This window comes from Streptomyces sp. NPDC101234 (assembly GCF_044767525.1).
In the GTDB taxonomy this organism is placed as follows: Bacteria; Actinomycetota; Actinomycetes; order Streptomycetales; family Streptomycetaceae; genus Streptomyces; species Streptomyces sasae.
In genome coordinates, this window is the sequence record NZ_JBIWOA010000002.1 from 512083 (window position 1) to 530167 (window position 18085).

Here is an 18085-nt window from a genome sequence, read left to right on the forward strand (position 1 = left end):
GGACCCTTCTCACAGGTGACGACGGTGACCCGGCCCTCCGCCTACGGTCGTGTACGTGACCGAGACGACCCACACGCAGTCGATGCCACCGGAGCCACCGGACGGCGCGTTCGAGCCGTACAAGCCGCGCAGTCCGGAGTTCCGGGCGGCGATGGACGCCCTGCGCGGCCTGCGGCAGGAGCTGTTCCACGACGCCTTCGCCTACCGTCCGCTGCCCCGGGCGAGCACCGACGGCCGGTTCGCCCGCCGGCTCCCCGGCCCGCTGCGGGAGTACGCGGCCTGGGGACCGCACGCCCTGATCGGCGCGGCCGGCCTCGTCGCGATGCTCATCGCCTCGGACAGCTTCAACGGCGCCGCGATGAACCTGGTGCTCGGCCTGCTCGCCCTGGTCCCGGTCCTGCTGACCATGGTGCGGCCCGTCGGCGCGTTCTGGCTGTCGATGGTGGCGACCCCGGTCGCGGCCGCCCTGGGGAGCGAGTGGGACACCGAGTGGCCCTGGCTGCCGGGCAGCTTGGCCTGCCACCTGATCGTGCTCACCGTCGTGGCGATACGCACCAGGCCGCGCACGGCGGCGTGGATGTGGGTGCTGACGGCGGTGTACGGCGTCGCGGCGGAGACGGTCTTCCGCGGCGGCCACTACTTCGGCTCCGACACCATGGAGCTGCTCTTCCTCTCGGCGCTGTCCCTGCTCGGCGTGACCGTCCGGCACATCCGCAGCGAGGCCCGGCAGGAGGTGACCGCCCAGCAGACGGTGACCGCGCACGAGCGTTCCCGGCGCACCCTGCTGGAGGAGCGCACGACGATCGCCCGTGAACTGCACGACGTGGTGGCCCACCACATGTCGGTGGTCGCCATCCAGGCGGAGGCGGCCCCCTACCGGGTCGAGAACCCGCCGCCGGAGCTGGAGAAGGCGTTCGTCACGATCCGCGAGAACGCGGTGGCGGCGCTCACCGAGCTGCGCCGTGTCCTGGGTGTGGTCCGGGCCGAGGACTACGAGGCCCCGGACGCCCCGCAGCCCACCCTCGCCGACCTGGACGCCCTGCTCGCCAATGTGCGGGAGGCGGGCCTGACCGTCGACAAGGGGATGACCGGCGCGGTCCGTGAACTCCCGCAGGGCGTGGAGCTGTCGGCGTACCGCATCGTCCAGGAGGCGCTGAGCAACACCCTGCGCCATGCGCCGGGCGCGAGCGCCAGAGTCGAGATCGGCTATGTCATCGGCGGCCTGGGCCTGCGCATAGTCAACGGTCCGCCGCCCAGGACCGCGCTGCTCAAGCCGTCCCCCGGCGCCGGTCACGGCATCACGGGCATGCGGGAGCGGGTCTCGATGCTGAACGGCGAGATGACGGCGGCTCCGACGGCCGAGGGGGGCTATGAGGTGACGGTGTTCCTGCCGGCCGTCACCGCGGCCGAAGGTGACGCATGACCATCCGTGTACTGATCGCGGACGACCAGATGATGGTGCGCGAGGGCTTCTCGGTGCTGCTGAACGCGATGCCGGGCATCGAGGTCGTCGGCGAGGCGGTCAACGGCCGTGAGGCGGTGGACCGCGTCCGTGAACTGACCCCCGACGTGGTCCTGATGGACATCCGTATGCCCGAGCTGAACGGCATCGAGGCGACCCGGGAGATCGTGGCCGCCGACAGCACGGCGAAGGTCCTGGTCCTCACCACCTTCGACCTTGACGAGTACGTCTACCAGGCCCTGCGCGCGGGGGCCTCCGGCTTCCTCCTCAAGGATGCCTCGGCCCGCCAACTGGCGGACGGCGTACGGGTGGTGGCCTCGGGTGAGGCCCTGCTGGCCCCGTCGGTCACCAAGCGCCTGATCACGGAGTTCTCGAAGCTCTCCGACACACCGCGCCTGATGTCCACGGCCCACGCGGCCTATGGCGACCTCACCGACCGCGAGACGGAGGTCCTGATCCTCATCGCTCACGGCCTCTCCAACGCGGAGATGGCCGAGCGCCTGGTGGTGGCCGAGTCGACGATCAAGACCCATGTCAGCCGGATCCTGGTGAAGCTCGGCCTCCGGGACCGCACCCAGGCGGCGGTGTTCGCCTACGAGGCACGGCTGGTGACGCCGGGGTAGCGCACATGCCCAGAGCACAGTCGTTGTTGCGATTCGATCGCGAGCGGTACAGGTGTGGACACAGTGCGCTCAAGTCGTGTTTGAATGGTGAAGGAATCAGCCAGATGGCTCGTTTCAGCTGTCCGGCAACTCCCCTTTCGTTCAGCTTCTTCGCTTTTTGATCACCCCCGTCCCCACGCTCCCGCTTCCCCAGGCGGGAGCCGTTTTTATCCCTGTTTCGCGTGAAGAAAGTTGCCGCGATGACCGCTGAGGTGTCCGAGTTCCACTACGGCATGATCACCCCGATAGCCGCCTATCTGATGGCGTTTCTGGGCTCCGTGCTGGCCCTGCGCTGCACGACCCGTTCGATCGGCCGTGGGCGCGGTGAGAAGAAACTGGGCTGGCTCGCGCTGGGGGCGATCTCCCTGGGCTGCGGCATCTGGACCATGCACTTCATCGCGATGATCGGCTTCAGCGTGGACGGCGCTCTGGTGAGCTACGACGCCGGACAGACGGTGCTGAGCCTCTTCGTCTGCATCGCGGTGGTCGCCGTCGGCGTCTTCCTGGTCGGCTACCGGGGTTCGGGCCCGCTCACCCTCGGCACCGCGGGCGTCATCACCGGTATAGGGGTGGCGGCGATGCACTACCTCGGCATGGCCGCGGTGAACACCGCCGGCGCCGTGCACTACGACACCACGGTCGTCGTCCTCTCCGTGGTGATCGCCGTGGTCGCCGCGACCGCCGCGCTCTGGGCGGCGGTGTCGATCAGCACGGTGTGGGCGACCATCGGGGCCGGCCTGGTGATGGGCGCGGCCGTCTCGGCCATGCACTACACCGGCATGGCCGCGGTGAGCGTCCACGTGACCCAGATGCAGACGGGCGGCCAGTCCTCGACGAGCCTGCTCGCCTTCCTGCTGGTCATGCTGGCCGGCCCGGTCGCGGCCCTGATCGTGGCGGGCGCGATCGTCATGTTCGACCCCGAGGTCGTGGGCGGCCAGCCGGACTGGAACTCCACGAACCAGCACCCGGAGCCCGTGGGGAGCCGGCACTACACGTCGTGAGGCCCGTGCGCCCGGTGCTGCTCCGGTGGCGGCGACGGCGATGCTTCTAGTCGATCGCCTCAAGGCCACCGCGCAGCGCTGACAGGGCGTTCGGAAGGACGCTCAGTGTCATTCCGGCCGCGCCGATCCACAGCGTGGCCGCCGCACCGAACGCCGAGCCCGAGGCGCCGCCGAGGAGTCCGCCGAGCGGGATGCCTCCCCAGGAGACGAAGCGGGCCGTCGCGTTCGTCCGGCCGAGGAGCCGGTCCGGGGTGAGGGCCTGCTGAAGGCTCGACTGCGCGACCACCCGGACCACCCCGCCCAGGGAGAGCGCCGCGAGGCCGATCGCGGCCACGACCATGGTCCAGCCCGGCCGCGCCAACGGCATCAGCGCGGTCAGCGGGCAAGTGACCAGTGGGGCCAGCCAGATGACCGGCCCCTGCCCGAGCCACGCGGAGACCCTGACAGCCAGCAGTGCCCCCAGCAGCGCACCGCACCCCATCCCCGACAGGACGAGGCCGATCCCGAAGGGCGAAAGCCCCAGCGCCCGTTCCAGGTGGACCAGCAGCATGGTCTGGTACATGACGAGGGAGAGGTTGAACACCGCGTCGGCCAGCATCATCGCGCGCAGGGCGGGATGCCCGAGGGCGAATCGCAGGCCTTCCGCGATGTCCCGGCCCAGTCGGCGGTGTCCGCCCGGCTCCGGCCTCTCCTCCCGTCCGCGGATGCTGATGGCGAGCAGAGCCGACAGGGCCATCCCCAGCGAACCGGCCAGGAGGGTGGCGGGCGCGCCGACCCCGCCCACCAGCGGTCCGGCCAGCGCCGGGCCGCCGATACTCGTGACCGAGCGGATCGCCGAGAGCCTCGCGTTGCCCTCGACCAGACGGCCGCGGCCCACCAGGTGCGGCAGATAACTGACGTAGGCGACATCGAAGAAGACGGTCAGCACGCCGTGCGCCAGGGCCACGGCGTAGAGCCATCGCAGGGTGAGCAGACCCGCCCACCAGGCCACCGGCACCGTCACCAGGAGCAGTGCCCTCGCGAGGTCGGCGGCGATCATCACCGGCCGCTTCCGCAGGCGGTCCACCCAGGCGCCCGCCGGCAGCCCCACCAGGAGCGAGCCGGCCGTGGTCAGCGCGGTCAGCACACCGACCTGGAACGCGTCGGCGTCGAGGGACACGATCGCGGCCAGCGGCAGGGCCAGGAAGATGATGCGGTCGCCGAGCTGGCCGAGTGCCGTGGCGACGAAGAGACGGCCGAAGTCCGGGTCGCGCAAAAGGCCGGAACGCAGGGGAGGGCGGCCCATCCGCTATCCCTCCACCGCGAACTCGTAGACGACCTCCCGGCGGACGTCCGGGACGACGATGTCGGCGGTCTCGACGGGACGCCCGCCGGTGTCGTGAATGGTCCGCTCGATCCGGAGCACGAGGTCCCCGACCGGGATACCCAGCAGGTTCGCCTGTGCCCGCGTGGCGCGGGCCGGGCGGGGCAGTTCGACCACCGTCCCGACGTGCACGCCGATGGACCGCATGCGCGCGACGACCCCCTTTCCGGCGAGCGGCCCGCGTTCGGGCAGCACGATCGGGGTGCCGCCGGTGAGGGCCAACGGCTCCCAGGACTCGGAGAGCTGCACCGGCTGACCGCCGGCGAGGAACTCGTAGTGCGTGCGGACGCAGAGGTCGCCGGGGGAGACGGCGAGCCGTTCGGCGATGTCCTGCGGAGCCGGGACCCGTACCTCGCTGTGGGCGTCCCAGGCACCCGCCCGGCCCCGCTCGGTCAGGGCGGCGAGCGAGCCTTCGCGGCGCCGGGAGCGGACCATCCGCAGCCGCTCGCGCGGGACCCGGACATACGTCCCCGAGCCCGCCCGCCCTTCGAGCAGCCCTTCGGCGACCAGCAGGTCCACGGCCCGCTGTACGACGTTGCGGCCGACGCCGTACTCCTCGGCGAGCCGGGCCCGGGACGGCAGCCGCCCCCCGACCCGCCACTCGCCCGCGCCGATCCGCGCACGCAGCACCCCGGCCACGGTCAGATAGGGGGCCTCTCGGGACATGCGCGGCGCTCCGCTCTCTCGCTGCTCTCTCGCTTCGGACGGAGTCGGCAAGTTACTGCGCCCACGGAAAGCTGATGCAGCAGCAATACGTTCCGTAGGGCGGTCACCCCTGGTCAGAAGGGGGACCGGCGGTCTAACGTCCGTCCATGGCAGCCTTCGACCCCTGGGACCCGGACTTCCTCGCCGACCCGTACCCCGCCTACGCCGAGCTCCGAGCCAGGGGCCGGGTGCAGTACTTCGAGCCCACGAACCAGTGGCTCGTCCCGCACCACGCCGACGTCTCGGCGCTGCTGCGGGACCGGCGGCTGGGGCGGACGTACCAGCACAGGTTCACGCACGAGGACTTCGGGCGGACCGCGCCCCCGCCGGAGCACGAGCCGTTCCACACGCTCAACGACCACGGCATGCTCGACCTCGAACCCCCGGACCACACCCGCATCCGCCGCCTGGTGTCCAAGGCGTTCACCCCGCGCACGGTCGAGCGGCTCAAGCCGTACGTGGCGAAACTCGCCGGTGAGCTGGTGGACGGCCTGGTCGAAGCGGGCGGCGGGGATCTCCTCAAGGATGTCGCAGAACCCCTCCCCGTCGCCGTCATCGCCGAGATGCTGGGCATCCCGGAGGCGGACCGGGCCCCGCTGCGCCCCTGGTCGGCGGACATCTGCGGGATGTACGAGCTGAACCCGTCCGAGGAGACGGCCGCGCGGGCGGTACGCGCGAGCGTCGAGTTCTCCGAGTACCTGCTGCAGCTGATCGCCGAGCGGCGCGCCGAGCCGGGCGACGACCTGATCTCCGGGCTCATCGAGGCGCACGACGAGGGCGACCGGCTCACCGAGCAGGAGATGATCTCCACCGCCGTCCTGCTCCTCAACGCCGGCCACGAGGCGACCGTCAACGCCACGGTCAACGGCTGGTACGCGCTCTTCCGCAACCCCGCCCAGCTCGCCGCCCTGCGCGCCGACCACTCCCTGGTCCCCACCGCGATCGAGGAGCTGATGCGCTACGACACCCCACTCCAGCTCTTCGAACGCTGGGTGCTGGACGAGGTCGAGATCGACGGGACGACGATCCCGCGCGGTGCCGAGATCGCCATGCTCTTCGGCTCGGCCAACCACGACCCGGCCGTCTTCCGCGATCCCGGACACCTCGACCTCACCCGCGGCGACAACCCGCACATCTCCTTCAGCGCCGGCATCCACTACTGCATCGGCGCCCCGCTCGCCCGTATCGAACTGGCCGCCTCCATGACGGCCCTGCTGGACCGGGCCCCGACACTGAGCCTGGCGACAGAACCGGAGCGCAAGCCGAACTTCGTGATCCGCGGGTTGGAGGGACTGCGCGTGGCACTGTGACGGTCAGGCCACATCCCGCCGCCGTAGCCCCGCCAGCCCCGAGGCCGTCAGTACCGTGGCCAGTGCCAGCAGGGTCAGTACCGGGGGCCACGCCATCTTCCCGCCCGGCAGCTTCGGCAGATGGCCGAAGGGGGAGAGGTCGAGGACGAGTTGCGGGGCGTTCAGGGCCGGACCCACCCAGCCGATCAGGAGGACCGCCACCGCGACACCCCAGGCCGCCGGGGCCAGGCGGGGGGCGAGGCCGTACAAGACCACCGCCGACCCGCCGATCACCCACACCGCCGGGAGCTGGACCAGGCAGGCGGCCAGGATCGGGCCCGCCTCCTTGCCGTAGCCGACCGCGAAGCCCGCCGCGGCCAGCAGCATGATCAGGGCCGAGCCGCCGAAGGCGATCGTCAGATGGCCGGCCGCCCAGCGCAGCCGGCCCACCGGGCCTGCGAGGAGGGGTTCGGCGCGGCCCGAGGTCTCCTCGCCGTGCAGCCGGAGGACCGACGCCACGACATACAGCGCGGCGACCAGGCCCAGCATGCCGACCATCGAGGCGAGGAACGCGTCGGTGAGCCCGCCCCGGCCGCCCATCCGCTCGAAGATCTCGCGGGCGTTCTCGTTGTCGCCGACCAGGCCGGCCGCGCCCTCCGTCAGGCCGCCGTAGACCACACCGGCCAGGAAGAAACCGAGCGACCAGCCGAGCACACCGCCCCGCTGCAGCCGCCAGGCGAGGGCGGCGGCGGAGCCGAGGCGACCGGCGGCCGGGCCGGGACGGGCCGGGAAGAAGCTCATGCCCAGGTCCCGGCGCCCGGCCAGGACGTAGGCCACCGCGGCCTGCACCAGCACCGTCGCCGTGGACAGCAGCAGCACCCACCAGCGTTCGGCGGCGAAGGGACGCAGGTTCTCCAGCCAGCCCAGCGGGGAGAGCCAGGTCCACACCGACGAACCGTCGCTCGTCGCCGAGTCCCCAGCCGCCCGCAGCACGAAGGCCGCGCCCAGGACCGCCGACGTCAGACCCCGCGCCAGCCGCGCGCTCTCCGTCAGCTGTGCCACGATCGCCGCCATCGTCGCGAAGACCATGCCGACGGCACCGACGCCGACACCGAGGGCCAGTGCGCCGGCCGCTCCCTGGTTCGCGAGCCCCGCCGTGATCAGCAGCGCGAGGACCGCGTTGGCGACCCCCGCCGCCAACAGGGCCGCGGTCAGCGACGCCCGGCGGCCCACCGCGCCGGACGCCAGCAGCTCCGCGCGGCCGGTCTCCTCCTCGTCGCGGGTGTGCCGTACGACGACGAGCAGGCCGGTCACGGCCGCGAGGAGACCGGCGTACACCCCCACCCGCCAGGCGGTGAGACCGCCGAGCGAGGTGTCGTGGATCGGGCCGATCAGCGCGCGGAAGGAGGCGTTCGTCTCCAACTGCCGGACCAGATCGGTGCGTTCGGCCTCGGTGCCGTAGAGGCTCTTCAGGGTGTTCGGCATGGAGAGGACCATCAGCGCGTTCACCGCGATCCAGACCGGGGTCGTCACGCGGTCGCGGCGGAGCGCGAAGCGCAACAGGGTGCCGGTGCCCGTGAGGGTGGTCATCGCGCCGCCACCTGCTCGGTCTCGTCCTGGTAGTGGCGCAGGAAGAGCTCCTCCAGGGTCGGGGGCGTGGAGGTCAGGGAACGCACCCCCGTCTCGCTCAACGAGCGGAGCACCGCGGTGAGTTGGTCGCTGTCGACCTGGAGGCGGACGCGGTGGCCCTGGACGTCGAGGTCGTGGACGCCGGGCAGGTGCGCCAACCCGTTGGGCGGACCGGCGAGTTCGGCGGTCACGCTGGTGCGGGTGAGGTGCCGCAGGTCGGCGAGCGAGCCGCTCTCGACGGTACGGCCGCCCCGGATGATGCTGACGCGGTCGCAGAGCTCCTCGACCTCGCTCAGGATGTGGGAGGAGAGCAGGACGGTACGGCCGCGGTCGCGCTCCTCCTCCACACAGCGCTGGAAGACCTCCTCCATGAGGGGGTCGAGGCCCGAGGTCGGTTCGTCGAGGATCAGCAGGTCCACGTCGGAGGCGAACGCGGCGACCAGGGCGACCTTCTGCCGGTTGCCCTTCGAATACGTGCGGCCCTTTTTCGTCGGGTCCAGCTCGAAGCGGTCGATGAGATCGGTCCGGCGGCGGGCGTCCAGCCCCCCGCGCAGCCGGCCGTACAGGTCGATGACCTCGCCGCCCGAGAGATTGCGCCAGAGGGTCACGTCCCCGGGGACGTAGGCGATCCTGCGGTGCACCTCCACGGCGTCCGTCCAGGGGTCGCGGCCCAGGATCTGCGCGGCGCCCGAGTCGGCGCGCAGCAGACCGAGCAGGACCCGGATGGTGGTGGACTTGCCGGCTCCGTTGGGGCCGAGGAAGCCGTGCACCTCGCCGGCCTCGACGGTCAGGTCGAGACCGTCCAGGGCGTGGGTGCGGCCGAAGGACTTGTGGAGCCCGGCGACCGTGATTGCCTTCGTCATGGTTCAGAACGTACGCTTCTTTCAGAAACTTGTGAAGTTAAGGAAGTGTAGAAACCGTCGCTAGGCTGGTGACCATGACTACGGATGCGGTGGGGCGGGACCACGAGGCGGTCTCCCAGTTCGTGGAGAGCTTCGCGGCGCAGCTCGTCGAGGCCGGGATGCAGCGCATGCCGGCACGTATCTTCGCGGCCCTGCTCTCCTCCGACTCGGGAACCCTGACCTCGGTGGAACTGGGGGAGCAGCTCCAGGTCAGCCCGGCGGCGGTGTCCGGCGGGGTGCGTTATCTGGCGCAGCAGCACATGGTGGCGCGGGAGCGTGAGCCGGGGTCGCGGCGGGAGCGGTACCGGGTGCACAGCAACCAGTGGTACGAGGCCCTCACCAACCGGGAAGCCGTGATCAAGCGGTGGGAGCACGCCCTGCGCGAGGGCGTGAACAGCCTCGGCCCGCAGACCCCGGCGGGGCGGCGGATGGCCGAGACGCTGGCGTTCTTCGAGTTCGTGGACGGGGAGATCGCGCAGATGATGGAGCGGTGGCGGGTGCGCCGGGAGGAGCTCTTCGGCACGGACTGACCCCCGTCATCCCCTCGGTCGTCCCCTTCGTCATTCCTCCTCGTACGTCCGCGCCAGGTGTTCCTTGAGCCGGGCATGGCGGAACTGGTACACGGCACCCGAGTGACGCAGGACGCCTCTGCGGTGGGCGTCCTTCAGGAAACCGTTGACATCCCGGGGCAGCCGGCCGGTCAACGGCAGCCAGATGCGGGACAGGGCCACCCAACGGCCCCAGGCGGTCAGCGCGAGCCCGTACGCGATCCCGGTTCCCAGCCCGCCCTCCACCGTGTAGAACAGCCAGTCCGGAACGTCGCCGACCCTCCCGTAGAACAGCCATCCCACCACTCCGAAGACCACCGTGTTCACGAGGGCCTGCTGCATCACCGCCGTGCGGTCGGTCCTCAGGAGGCGGGTGGGGGCGCTCGTGGCGTCGAGGCGGACCGGTGCGGCGAGTGCCGCCGCCAGGGCGTACGCGAGCCCGAACACGGGCGCGTACTCCAGGCCGCTGACGAACGCGGACGCCAGCACGGTCTTGAGCCCCGGGCCGCCTCCCACCGCCAGGGCGGTCACGAGCGGGCCCCCGATCCAGAACACGAACGCGCACATGAACGCACCCGCGTACCCGATCGCCAGCCGTGGCCCGAGCACCCTCCTGAAGTGCCTGATCACGCCCTTGAGCCGCAGGCGTCTGACGGCGGGTCCGCCGCCTCCGCCGCCGTAGGCGAACCCGAGGACCAGCCCGGACAGCAGCCCGCCCGCCAGCCCGTTCCACAGCCCGAGCAGGAGGGTCGGCACCAGGGCCGTTCCCGTCAGAAACCCTTGTGCGAGCCCGGCCACGAGCCAGGTGACGAATCCGAACCCGAATCCGCCGCCGGTCCCGACCGCCAGCCGACGGGTGAACATACGGCGGGTCGGCCTCGTGCCGCCGAGGAACCGCATGCTCACCCCCGACGGTTCGACCGCTGCGCTCCCGTCCGTGACCGCGTACATCAGCCCGAACGCCGTGCCCGACAGCAGCGCGATACAGGCTCCGCGCAGCAGCGCGGCCGCGAACCAGTACGGGGGTCTGGGCGTCACGAACGGCATCAGCGACCAGACCGCGAGTGTGTCCAGCAGCCCGAAGGCGAGCCCGGCCACGGTGCCGACCACGACCATGCGCACCGGACGGCTCACCGTTCTGCCGCCCAGCTCCCACCACTTGAGGTCGGACGAGTCGCCGAGGTGGTGGGCGAGGTAGCCGTACCACTCCTGGACGCGTTCACGGTGTTCGGCGGGCCGGTCCCGGTAGACGGCGTGCAGAAAACCGCCCAGCAGGTCGTCCTCGATCGCCTCGCGGGTGCCGAAGCGCTCGTCGTCCAGCAGTTCCGCCGGTCCGCGTGCCGCCTTGCCGGCCCCGCTGGTGCCCCGCTCGCCGTGGACGATCGCGGCCAGGTCGACCATCAGGGGGGTGGACAGCGCGCGGCCCAGCGGGCCGTCGGGGTTGCTCTCCATCTCGGTCTGCACCCGGTTCCAGCCGGGCGCGGCGTGCCGGGAGCTGCGCAACCGCAGATACTCCACCGCGTCGTCCGGGGACAGCTCGGCCAGTTCCACCACGGCCGCGCGATGCAGCCCTCTGCTGTCCGCCACGGCCGTCCGGTACTCCTCGCGGCGACTGGTCAGGACGTACGGCAGCGAGCTCTCGGAGAGCAACTCCCGGGCTCTGGCGCGCAGGGGCTCGGGAATCTCGTCGAATCCGTCCAGGACGGGCAGGATCAGCCGCCAGTTCACCAGCTCCTCGGCCAGGGTCGTCCGGCCGTCTGCGGTGACCTCGGCCAGCCACGGCTGGTCGCGTCGCAACTGGCGGCTCAGCCAGTCCTCCAGCGAGTCCTCGGCCAGGTTCCAGGAGCCGAGGCCGAAGATCTCCGCGACGGGTTTGCCGGGGCGCCGGTGCTCCAGCCGCCGCAGCACGAACCGCACGCCCAGCACGCTCTTTCCCGAACCGCCCGGCCCCAGCACCACGAGACGGCGGTACGGCAGCCGGCGGTGGACCTCGGCGATCTCGTCCAGCCGCCCGCTGAGGTCGTCCTCCGCCTGATCCCCCCAGATGCGTTCCGGGTGGTCCAGTTCCAGCTGGTCCGCGTGCACGGAATGCCAGCGCACGGGCAGCGGGTCGGCGTCCTGGATCCCGCGCTGCTTTCCCTCGGCCTGCCAGCGGCCGTGGAGCGCACCCGCCAACTTGTCGGCCACCCTCGCCAGATCGTCGGGCACCAGGACGAACTCGTCGATCTCCCAGGTCAACCGATCGATCGCCTGGGTGAACTCGGCCACCGCCGCGGTCAGTTCGCGGGTCCGGCCGGCCAGTGCGTGTGTCCTGACGACCAGTCCGTCGGCCAGCCCGACCAGTCGACGGGTCGTTGCGACGAGTTCGTCCAGCGGCCCCTTCGGGGGAAGGCTGAGCTTCAGCTCGCGGATGACTCCGGCGACCACCATCGTTCCGTCGCCGTGCTGTTCGGCGTGCATGCCGGGGGGCGCCTGCCTGCCGTCCGTGGGCCGCTTCTCCCCCTCTTCAGGGTCTTCAGCCATCCTCGCCCCGGTGCCGTCTGAACCACATCGTGCTCCCGAACGCGACCCCGGCCACGGCCAGCACCCCGAGCGCCGCCCGCAGCGAGACCGGTAGGGCGGTGCGGTCCCGGGCGGAGGTGCGGAGGTCGGAGGTGGCCTCGGGGGCGCCCACCGTCGGGGCGCCGCGGGGTACGGCCGGCTTCGACTCCTTCGACTCCTTCGGCGTACCGCTCGCCGTGACCGAGCCGCTCGGGCCGGGGCTGCGGGAGGAACCCCCGCTCGATCCGGCTCCGGCATCCCCGGCCGCTGCACCCGCCCCGGAACCGGAACCGGAACCCGACCCGGAACCAGAACCCGCCCCAGAGCCAGAACCAGATCCGGCACCAGCCCTCGATCCCGACCCCGACCCCGTCCCCGATCCCGACCCCGATCCCGCCCCCGTCCCGGTCGGTGTCGGCTGTTGCGAAGCCTCCTGCCTGATCCGCAGCGTCGTCACCGTGCCGCTCTGCCCGGCGGCCACCGCGCAGGACCCGTTCACCGTGCCGAACGGGGTCGGGCTGCCGTCCGCCATCCGCGCGGTGAGGTGCAGGGTCACGTCGCCGACGGAGACCTTCGCCGTGCCCGCCCGCGTGAAGCGCAGCGGCGGCATGGCCCCGCTCGCCTTCAGCTTCAGCGGGCCGGACGACGGGAGCTGGGTCACCGGGATGTCCAGTGGCAGCGTCCTGTCGGTGTCCCCGTCGGGCGCGGAGACGACGGTGGCCGCCTCGGCCGAGCCCTGGACGCTGGTCGCCCCGATGGCGCGGAGCCACTGCGGGATCTGGGGGTCGACCGTGGTCGTGGCCTCGATCGGCACGCGCGGGGTGGGACGGCCGACGGTGTAGGTGTCCGAGGCGTTCCACACGATCGACGCGGTCATCGGTGCCTCGCCGATGTTCGTGAACGTACAGGCGAACCGGACCGTCGCGGAAGCCGCGCCCGCGCTCCCGGCACCCGCCACGATGACGGCCCCGACACCGCCGAAGCCGGCGGCAAGCGCGACGACAAGTGTGGCCGCCCGATGTCGGCCGGCGATCCTGCGTAAGCCAACTGCGGGGCCGGTGAGCCCTGTTGGCAGTTCATCCGACATGGGCGCACCTTAAGGACCCACGCCGGAGGCGGCCGGAGATGCGGAGGAAGATTCACCGCACTTCCATGACCGGCCGCCCCTGGCGTCCCAGGCGCCCCTGCTGTCGCAGCCCTACCGTTCCTTGGTCTCCTCCAGCACGGTCCGTCCCAGCAGTGCGTACCGCTCCGGCGAGCGGTGCTTGAGGTACTGCGCGTAGCCGATGCCCGTCGCCGCGACCAGGGCCACCAGCCAGGGGGTTGCCTTCAGCAGCAGCGACCCGGACTCCGCGCCCGCCGCGACGCCCATGTTGGACACCAGCAGGACGACCACGGCGAGCATCGCGACACCGCCGATCAGCGGGGCGGTGAAGGTCTTGAACCAGTGCCGGCTCTCGGGGTGGTTCTTGCGGAAGTAGGCGAGGACCGCGAAGGAGCAGACCGCCTGCACGACCAGGATCGCCATCGTGCCGAGGATGGCGAGCAGGACGTAGAGGGCGTTGTACGGGTCCTTGCCCGCGATCCAGAACGCGGCGATCAGGACGGCGGAGACGACGGTCTGCACCAGGCCTGCGATGTGCGGGGAGCCGTGCTCGGCGTGCGTACGGCCGATCGTGTTCTGGAGCTTCGGGAGGACGCCCTCGCGGCCCAGCGCGTACATGTAGCGGGCGGCGCAGTTGTGGAAGGCCATACCGCAGGCCAGCGAGCCGGTGATCATCAGCCACTGCATGACGACGACCGCCCAGTGGCCGACGTAGTGCTCGGTCGGGTTGAAGAAGAGGGCGAGCGGGTTCGCGGAGGAGGCCGCCTTCACGGCCTCCGTCTCGCCGTTGCCGATGATGGCCATCCAGGAGACGAAGACGTAGAAGACGCCGACGCCGAGGACCGAGATCATCGTCGCCTTGGGGATGATCTTCTTCGGGTCACGGGACTCCTCGCCGTACATCGCCGTCGACTCGAAGCCGACCCACGACCAGAAGGCGAAGAAGAGTCCGAGACCGGCGGACGTGCCCTTGAAGGCGTTGACCGGGTTGACCGGCCCGAAGGTGAAGCCGTGCGGGCCGCCGCCGTGCAGGGCGACCGAGATGGCCATCGCCGCGAGGACGGTGACCTCGGTGCCGAGGAGCACGACGAGGAGCTTCTCGGCGACCGAGACCCCGAACCAGGTGCCGGTCGCGTTGATGGCGAGCATCAGGATCGCGAAGGCCCACCACGGGATGTCGAGGCCGGTCTGGTCCTTGAGCGTGGTGTTGGCGAAGACCGAGAAGATGCCGATCAGGGCCGGCTCGAAGACGACGTACGCGAAGGTCGCGAGGAGCCCGGAGGCGAGGCCGACGGTGCGGCCGAGACCGTAGGAGATGAAGCCGTAGAAGGCGCCGGTGGAGGTGATGTGCTTCGCCATCGAGGTGAAGCCGACGGAAAAGATTGCCAGTACGACCATTGCGACCAGGTAGCTGGCCGGGGCGCCGATGCCGTTGCCCGACGAGACCATGAAGGGCACGTTGCCCGTCATCGCGGTGATCGGCGCGGCCGTCGCGACGGCCATGAAGACCACGCCCAGCAGGCCGATGGCGTTGGGCTTGAGCCGGTGAACGGCGTTGTCCTCACTGGTGTTCGTCGCCGGGGCGACTCCCTCGTCCACTGCCATCGGGATGGCCCCTCTCCTGCTGATCCGGTGCGGTACTGGACGGGAACTCTGTAGTCCGAATGAGTCGACCAAGGGCCTCGGTGCGTTAAATGTTTGTCAACCAGACCTTTAGAAATCTGGCGGCAACACGCCCCTCGTACGGTCGCCGCCATGAGCACGTACACCGCCACCCTCGGCGGCCACCGCTACCGGTTCGGCTCGCTCGCCCGGCTGCTGGCCGCCGCGAGCCCGGAACGCTCCGGCGACCGGCTGGCCGGCCTCGCCGCCGCGTCCGCCCAGGAGCGGGTCGCGGCCCGCTGGGCGCTGGCCGAGGTGCCGCTCGCCCGGTTCCTGGCCGAGCCGGTGATCCCGTACGAGGACGACGACGTGACCCGGCTGATCGTGGACACCCACGACCCCGTCGCGTTCGCGCCGGTCGCCGGGCTGACGGTCGGCGAGTTCCGCGAGTGGCTGCTCTCGGAGGCGGCGGACGCGACCGCGCTCGCCGCCCTCGCCCCCGGGCTCACCCCCGAGATGGCGGCGGCGGCGTCCAAGCTGATGGGCAACGCCGACCTGGTGGCCGTCGCCCGCAAGGTCCGGGTCGTCACCGCCTTCCGCTCCACGATCGGCCTCCCGGGCCGGCTCGCCACCCGCCTCCAGCCCAACCACCCCACCGACGACCCGGCCGGTGTCGCCGCCGCCCTCCTCGACGGCCTCCTCCTCGGCTCGGGCGACGCGGTGATCGGCATCAACCCGGCGACCGACAGCCCCCGCGCCGTCCGCGACCTGCTGGACCTCCTGGACGGCGTGATCAGCCGCTACGCCATCCCCACCCAGTCCTGCGTGCTGTGCCATGTCACGACGAGCCTGGACCTGATGGAGCGCGGCGCCCCGGTCGACCTGGTCTTCCAGTCGATCGCCGGCACCCAGGCCGCGAACGCCTCCTTCGGTGTGACGCTCGCCCTCCTCGACGAGGCGTACGAGGCGGCCCGGGCGCTCGGCCGGGGCACGGTCGGCGACAACGTCATGTACTTCGAGACCGGCCAGGGCAGCGCCCTGTCGGCCGACGCGCACCACGGCGTCGACCAGCAGACCGTGGAGGCCCGCGCCTACGCGGTGGCCCGCCGCTACGACCCGCTCCTCGTCAACACCGTCGTCGGCTTCATCGGCCCGGAGTACCTCTACGACGGCCGCCAGATCCTGCGCGCCGCCCTGGAGGACCACTTCTGCGGCAAGCTCCTCGGCCTGCCCATGGGACTGGACATCTGCTACACCAACCACGCCGACGCGGACGACGACGACATCGCCACGATGCTCACCATGCTCGGCGTGGCCGGCGCATCCTTCGTCATCTGCACCCCGGGCGGCGACGACATCATGCTCAACTACCAGTCCGCCTCGTACCACGACGCGCTCTACCTGCGCGAGGTGCTCGGCCTGCGCCCGGCCCCGGAGTTCGAGGCCTGGCTCGCCGGCATCGGCCTGCTGGACGAACGCGGGGGCCTCCGCGACACCGGCACCGGCCACCCGCTGACCGCCATCGGAAGGGAACTGGCCGCATGACCGAGACGGCTGTCAGGAACGACGAACTGTGGCCGCTGCTCCGCCGCCACACCCAGGCCAGGATCGGCCTCGGCCGCGCCGGCTCCGCCCTCCCCACCCACCACCGCCTCGGCCTCCAGGCCGCCCACGCGGCGGCCCGGGACGCGGTGCACTCGCCGTTCGCCCCGGACACCGTGACGGCCGGGCTGCAGGGCATGCCGACGGTACGGGTCCGCAGCGCGGCCGGTGACCGGCTGACCTACCTCCAGCGCCCCGACCTGGGCCGCCGCCTCGACCCCGTGGACCGCGCGCACCTCCCGGCCGGCGACTGGGACGTGGTGTTCGTGGTCGCCGACGGGCTGTCCAGCCGGGCGGTGCACGAGCACGCGGCGGCGCTGGTCCGGGCGACGACGGCCCGCCTGCCGGACTGGCGGATCGCCCCGGTGATCCTCGCCGAACAGGCCCGGGTGGCCCTCGGCGACGACATCGCGTCGGCGATGGGCACGACGACGGTGGTCGTCCTCATCGGCGAACGCCCCGGCATGTCGGCGGCGGACTCCCTGGGCGCGTACCTGACCCACCGACCGGTACCGGGGGTGACGACGGATGCCGACCGCAACTGCCTGAGCAACATCCGGCCACCACTGGGCCTGACGTACGAGACGGCGGCGGCGAAGCTGGCGGGGCTGATGAGGCGGGGGCGGGAGCTGGGGCGGACGGGGGTGGAGCTGAAGGACGAGTCCGGCTTCCACGCCCCCGCTATGGAGCCCCCGGCACCGTAAGCCCCCAAGCACCCTCCACCACCCGCCAGGTCCGGCGTCGTACCGGGCCCGCGACCCCGCCGTCCGCCCGGTAGCGGAAGTCCGCGCCCAGTACCGTCACCGTCCGCCCGGCGGCCCGTACCGGCGTCGCCTCCGCGCCCACCGACAGCGGCCGTACCTCCACCTCCGCCACCCCACCGCGGCCGCCCGGCGTCACCGACACCGCCTCCACCGGCTGGTCCAGGTCCACCACCGTCTCCCCGTCGACCTCGACGCGCAGCCGCGCGGGGCCGGGGCGGGGCACGGTCGGGGCCGGGCGGGTGGACAGGGAGCGGACGAGGTGCTGGTAGGGCCGGAGCCACCCTCGTGCCGCCACCGACTCCTCGACCGACGCCGCGGCCGCCACCGGCGGGATCCGCAGCGCGCCCAGCACCACCCCGTCGCTGTCGTCGACCAGCAGGTCCAGGCGCCGTTCCACGCCGTCCAGGACCGTCCGGGCCGCCGCCACCGCACCCGTGGGCACCCCCAGCGCGTGCGCGACGCTCAGCGCACCGCCCACCGGGACCACCGACAGCGCACATCCGGCCAGCTCCCGCTGCCGGTGCAACAGGGTCACCGCACGCACCAGAGCGCAGTCGTCGCCCACCACCACCGGGCGCCGCGAGCCCCGACGGGCCAGTACCCGGGCGAATTCCTCGGGGCCGTCCGGCATGCACACCTTCGCGGCCGCACCCGCGCTGAGCACGTCTTTCGCGATCCGGACGGATTCACCGTCCGTCTGCCGTGCCGCCGGATCGATGATCACCAGCAGCTGATCGGACGTCGCGAAAGTCGCCACCTCGGTCCTGCCTCGCTTCCTCGGGTAGCATCACTGTGCAAGAGCCCCTTGCGCTATTGCGCCAGGGGCTTCGTCTATTCCGGGGCATCCGGTCCGACGGTTGTGCGACCAAAGACGGTCGCGGTGGTACGCGGCGACGAACCTTACGCGTAC

The 18085-nt window shown here is 71.7% G+C and carries 15 protein-coding genes; 7 read left to right on the plus strand and 8 right to left on the minus strand.

What is annotated here, in order from left to right; genetic code table 11:
- The first annotated feature begins 55 nt into the window (after positions 1 to 55).
- The 3 genes from ACIRR9_RS05635 to ACIRR9_RS05645 all read left to right on the plus strand — a co-directional run bounded on the left by ACIRR9_RS05635 (position 56) and on the right by ACIRR9_RS05645 (position 3125).
- Positions 56 to 1423 carry a sensor histidine kinase gene (locus ACIRR9_RS05635; protein ID WP_403747887.1) on the plus strand — a complete coding sequence of 456 codons (1368 nt, stop codon included), beginning with the start codon at positions 56 to 58 and terminating at the stop codon, positions 1421 to 1423.
- Positions 1420 to 2085, plus strand: a complete 666-nt coding sequence (locus ACIRR9_RS05640; protein ID WP_316770986.1) for a response regulator transcription factor — start codon at positions 1420 to 1422, stop codon at positions 2083 to 2085. Before ACIRR9_RS05635 ends, ACIRR9_RS05640 begins: the two co-directional genes overlap by 4 nt.
- 239 nt (positions 2086 to 2324) lie before the next feature.
- Entirely contained in the window at positions 2325 to 3125 is an 801-nt protein-coding gene (locus ACIRR9_RS05645) for an MHYT domain-containing protein (protein ID WP_403747889.1), read from the plus strand.
- A 46-nt stretch (positions 3126 to 3171) separates the two neighbouring features.
- Here the strand turns inward: ACIRR9_RS05645 and ACIRR9_RS05650 are convergent, their stop codons facing one another.
- Together ACIRR9_RS05650 and ACIRR9_RS05655 are read right to left on the minus strand one after the other, a co-directional pair.
- Entirely contained in the window at positions 3172 to 4410 is a 1239-nt protein-coding gene (locus ACIRR9_RS05650; protein WP_403747892.1) for an MFS transporter, read from the minus strand.
- A gap of 3 nt (positions 4411 to 4413) precedes the next feature.
- The gene (locus ACIRR9_RS05655) at positions 4414 to 5154 is read right to left on the minus strand and encodes a GntR family transcriptional regulator (RefSeq protein ID WP_403747895.1); all 741 of its coding nucleotides are present in this window, start codon (positions 5152 to 5154) and stop codon (positions 4414 to 4416) included.
- 146 nt (positions 5155 to 5300) lie between these two features.
- On the opposite strand from ACIRR9_RS05655, the gene ACIRR9_RS05660 reads away from it, so the two are divergent.
- The gene (locus ACIRR9_RS05660) at positions 5301 to 6503 is read left to right on the plus strand and encodes a cytochrome P450 (protein ID WP_403747896.1); all 1203 of its coding nucleotides are present in this window, start codon (positions 5301 to 5303) and stop codon (positions 6501 to 6503) included.
- 3 nt (positions 6504 to 6506) lie between these two features.
- Here ACIRR9_RS05660 and ACIRR9_RS05665 read toward each other — a convergent pair whose 3' ends face one another.
- Positions 6507 to 8072 (minus strand): ABC transporter permease, encoded by a 1566-nt coding sequence (locus ACIRR9_RS05665; RefSeq protein WP_403747899.1) that lies wholly within the window; start codon positions 8070 to 8072, stop codon positions 6507 to 6509.
- A complete protein-coding gene (locus ACIRR9_RS05670; protein ID WP_403747901.1) occupies positions 8069 to 8974 on the minus strand; it encodes an ATP-binding cassette domain-containing protein in 906 nt (301 codons plus the stop codon). Before ACIRR9_RS05670 ends, ACIRR9_RS05665 begins: the two co-directional genes overlap by 4 nt.
- A gap of 74 nt (positions 8975 to 9048) precedes the next feature.
- On the opposite strand from ACIRR9_RS05670, the gene ACIRR9_RS05675 reads away from it, so the two are divergent.
- Positions 9049 to 9543: a GbsR/MarR family transcriptional regulator gene (locus ACIRR9_RS05675; RefSeq protein WP_403747903.1), complete on the plus strand. Its 495-nt coding sequence runs from the start codon at positions 9049 to 9051 to the stop codon at positions 9541 to 9543.
- Between the two features lie 30 nt (positions 9544 to 9573).
- On the opposite strand, the gene ACIRR9_RS05680 is transcribed toward ACIRR9_RS05675, so the two are convergent.
- From ACIRR9_RS05680 to ACIRR9_RS05690, 3 genes are all read right to left on the minus strand, one after another.
- Entirely contained in the window at positions 9574 to 12084 is a 2511-nt protein-coding gene (locus ACIRR9_RS05680) for an NACHT domain-containing protein (protein ID WP_403747906.1), read from the minus strand.
- Positions 12077 to 13189 carry a DUF6801 domain-containing protein gene (locus ACIRR9_RS05685; protein ID WP_403747908.1) on the minus strand — a complete coding sequence of 371 codons (1113 nt, stop codon included), beginning with the start codon at positions 13187 to 13189 and terminating at the stop codon, positions 12077 to 12079. Before ACIRR9_RS05685 ends, ACIRR9_RS05680 begins: the two co-directional genes overlap by 8 nt.
- A 111-nt stretch (positions 13190 to 13300) precedes the next feature.
- A complete protein-coding gene (locus ACIRR9_RS05690; RefSeq protein ID WP_384556950.1) occupies positions 13301 to 14812 on the minus strand; it encodes an APC family permease in 1512 nt (503 codons plus the stop codon).
- A gap of 150 nt (positions 14813 to 14962) precedes the next feature.
- On the opposite strand from ACIRR9_RS05690, the gene ACIRR9_RS05695 reads away from it, so the two are divergent.
- Both ACIRR9_RS05695 and eutC read left to right on the plus strand, forming a co-directional pair.
- A complete protein-coding gene (locus ACIRR9_RS05695) occupies positions 14963 to 16354 on the plus strand; it encodes an ethanolamine ammonia-lyase subunit EutB (RefSeq protein WP_403747911.1) in 1392 nt (463 codons plus the stop codon).
- Positions 16351 to 17115, plus strand: coding sequence for an ethanolamine ammonia-lyase subunit EutC (gene eutC / locus ACIRR9_RS05700; RefSeq protein WP_403747912.1), 765 nt, complete (start codon positions 16351 to 16353; stop codon positions 17113 to 17115). The genes ACIRR9_RS05695 and eutC overlap by 4 nt, the downstream gene beginning before the upstream one ends.
- Here eutC and ACIRR9_RS05705 read toward each other — a convergent pair.
- Positions 17093 to 17932: a diacylglycerol kinase gene (locus ACIRR9_RS05705; protein ID WP_403747915.1), complete on the minus strand. Its 840-nt coding sequence runs from the start codon at positions 17930 to 17932 to the stop codon at positions 17093 to 17095. The genes eutC and ACIRR9_RS05705 overlap by 23 nt on opposite strands.
- Positions 17933 to 18085: the final 153 nt, after the last annotated feature.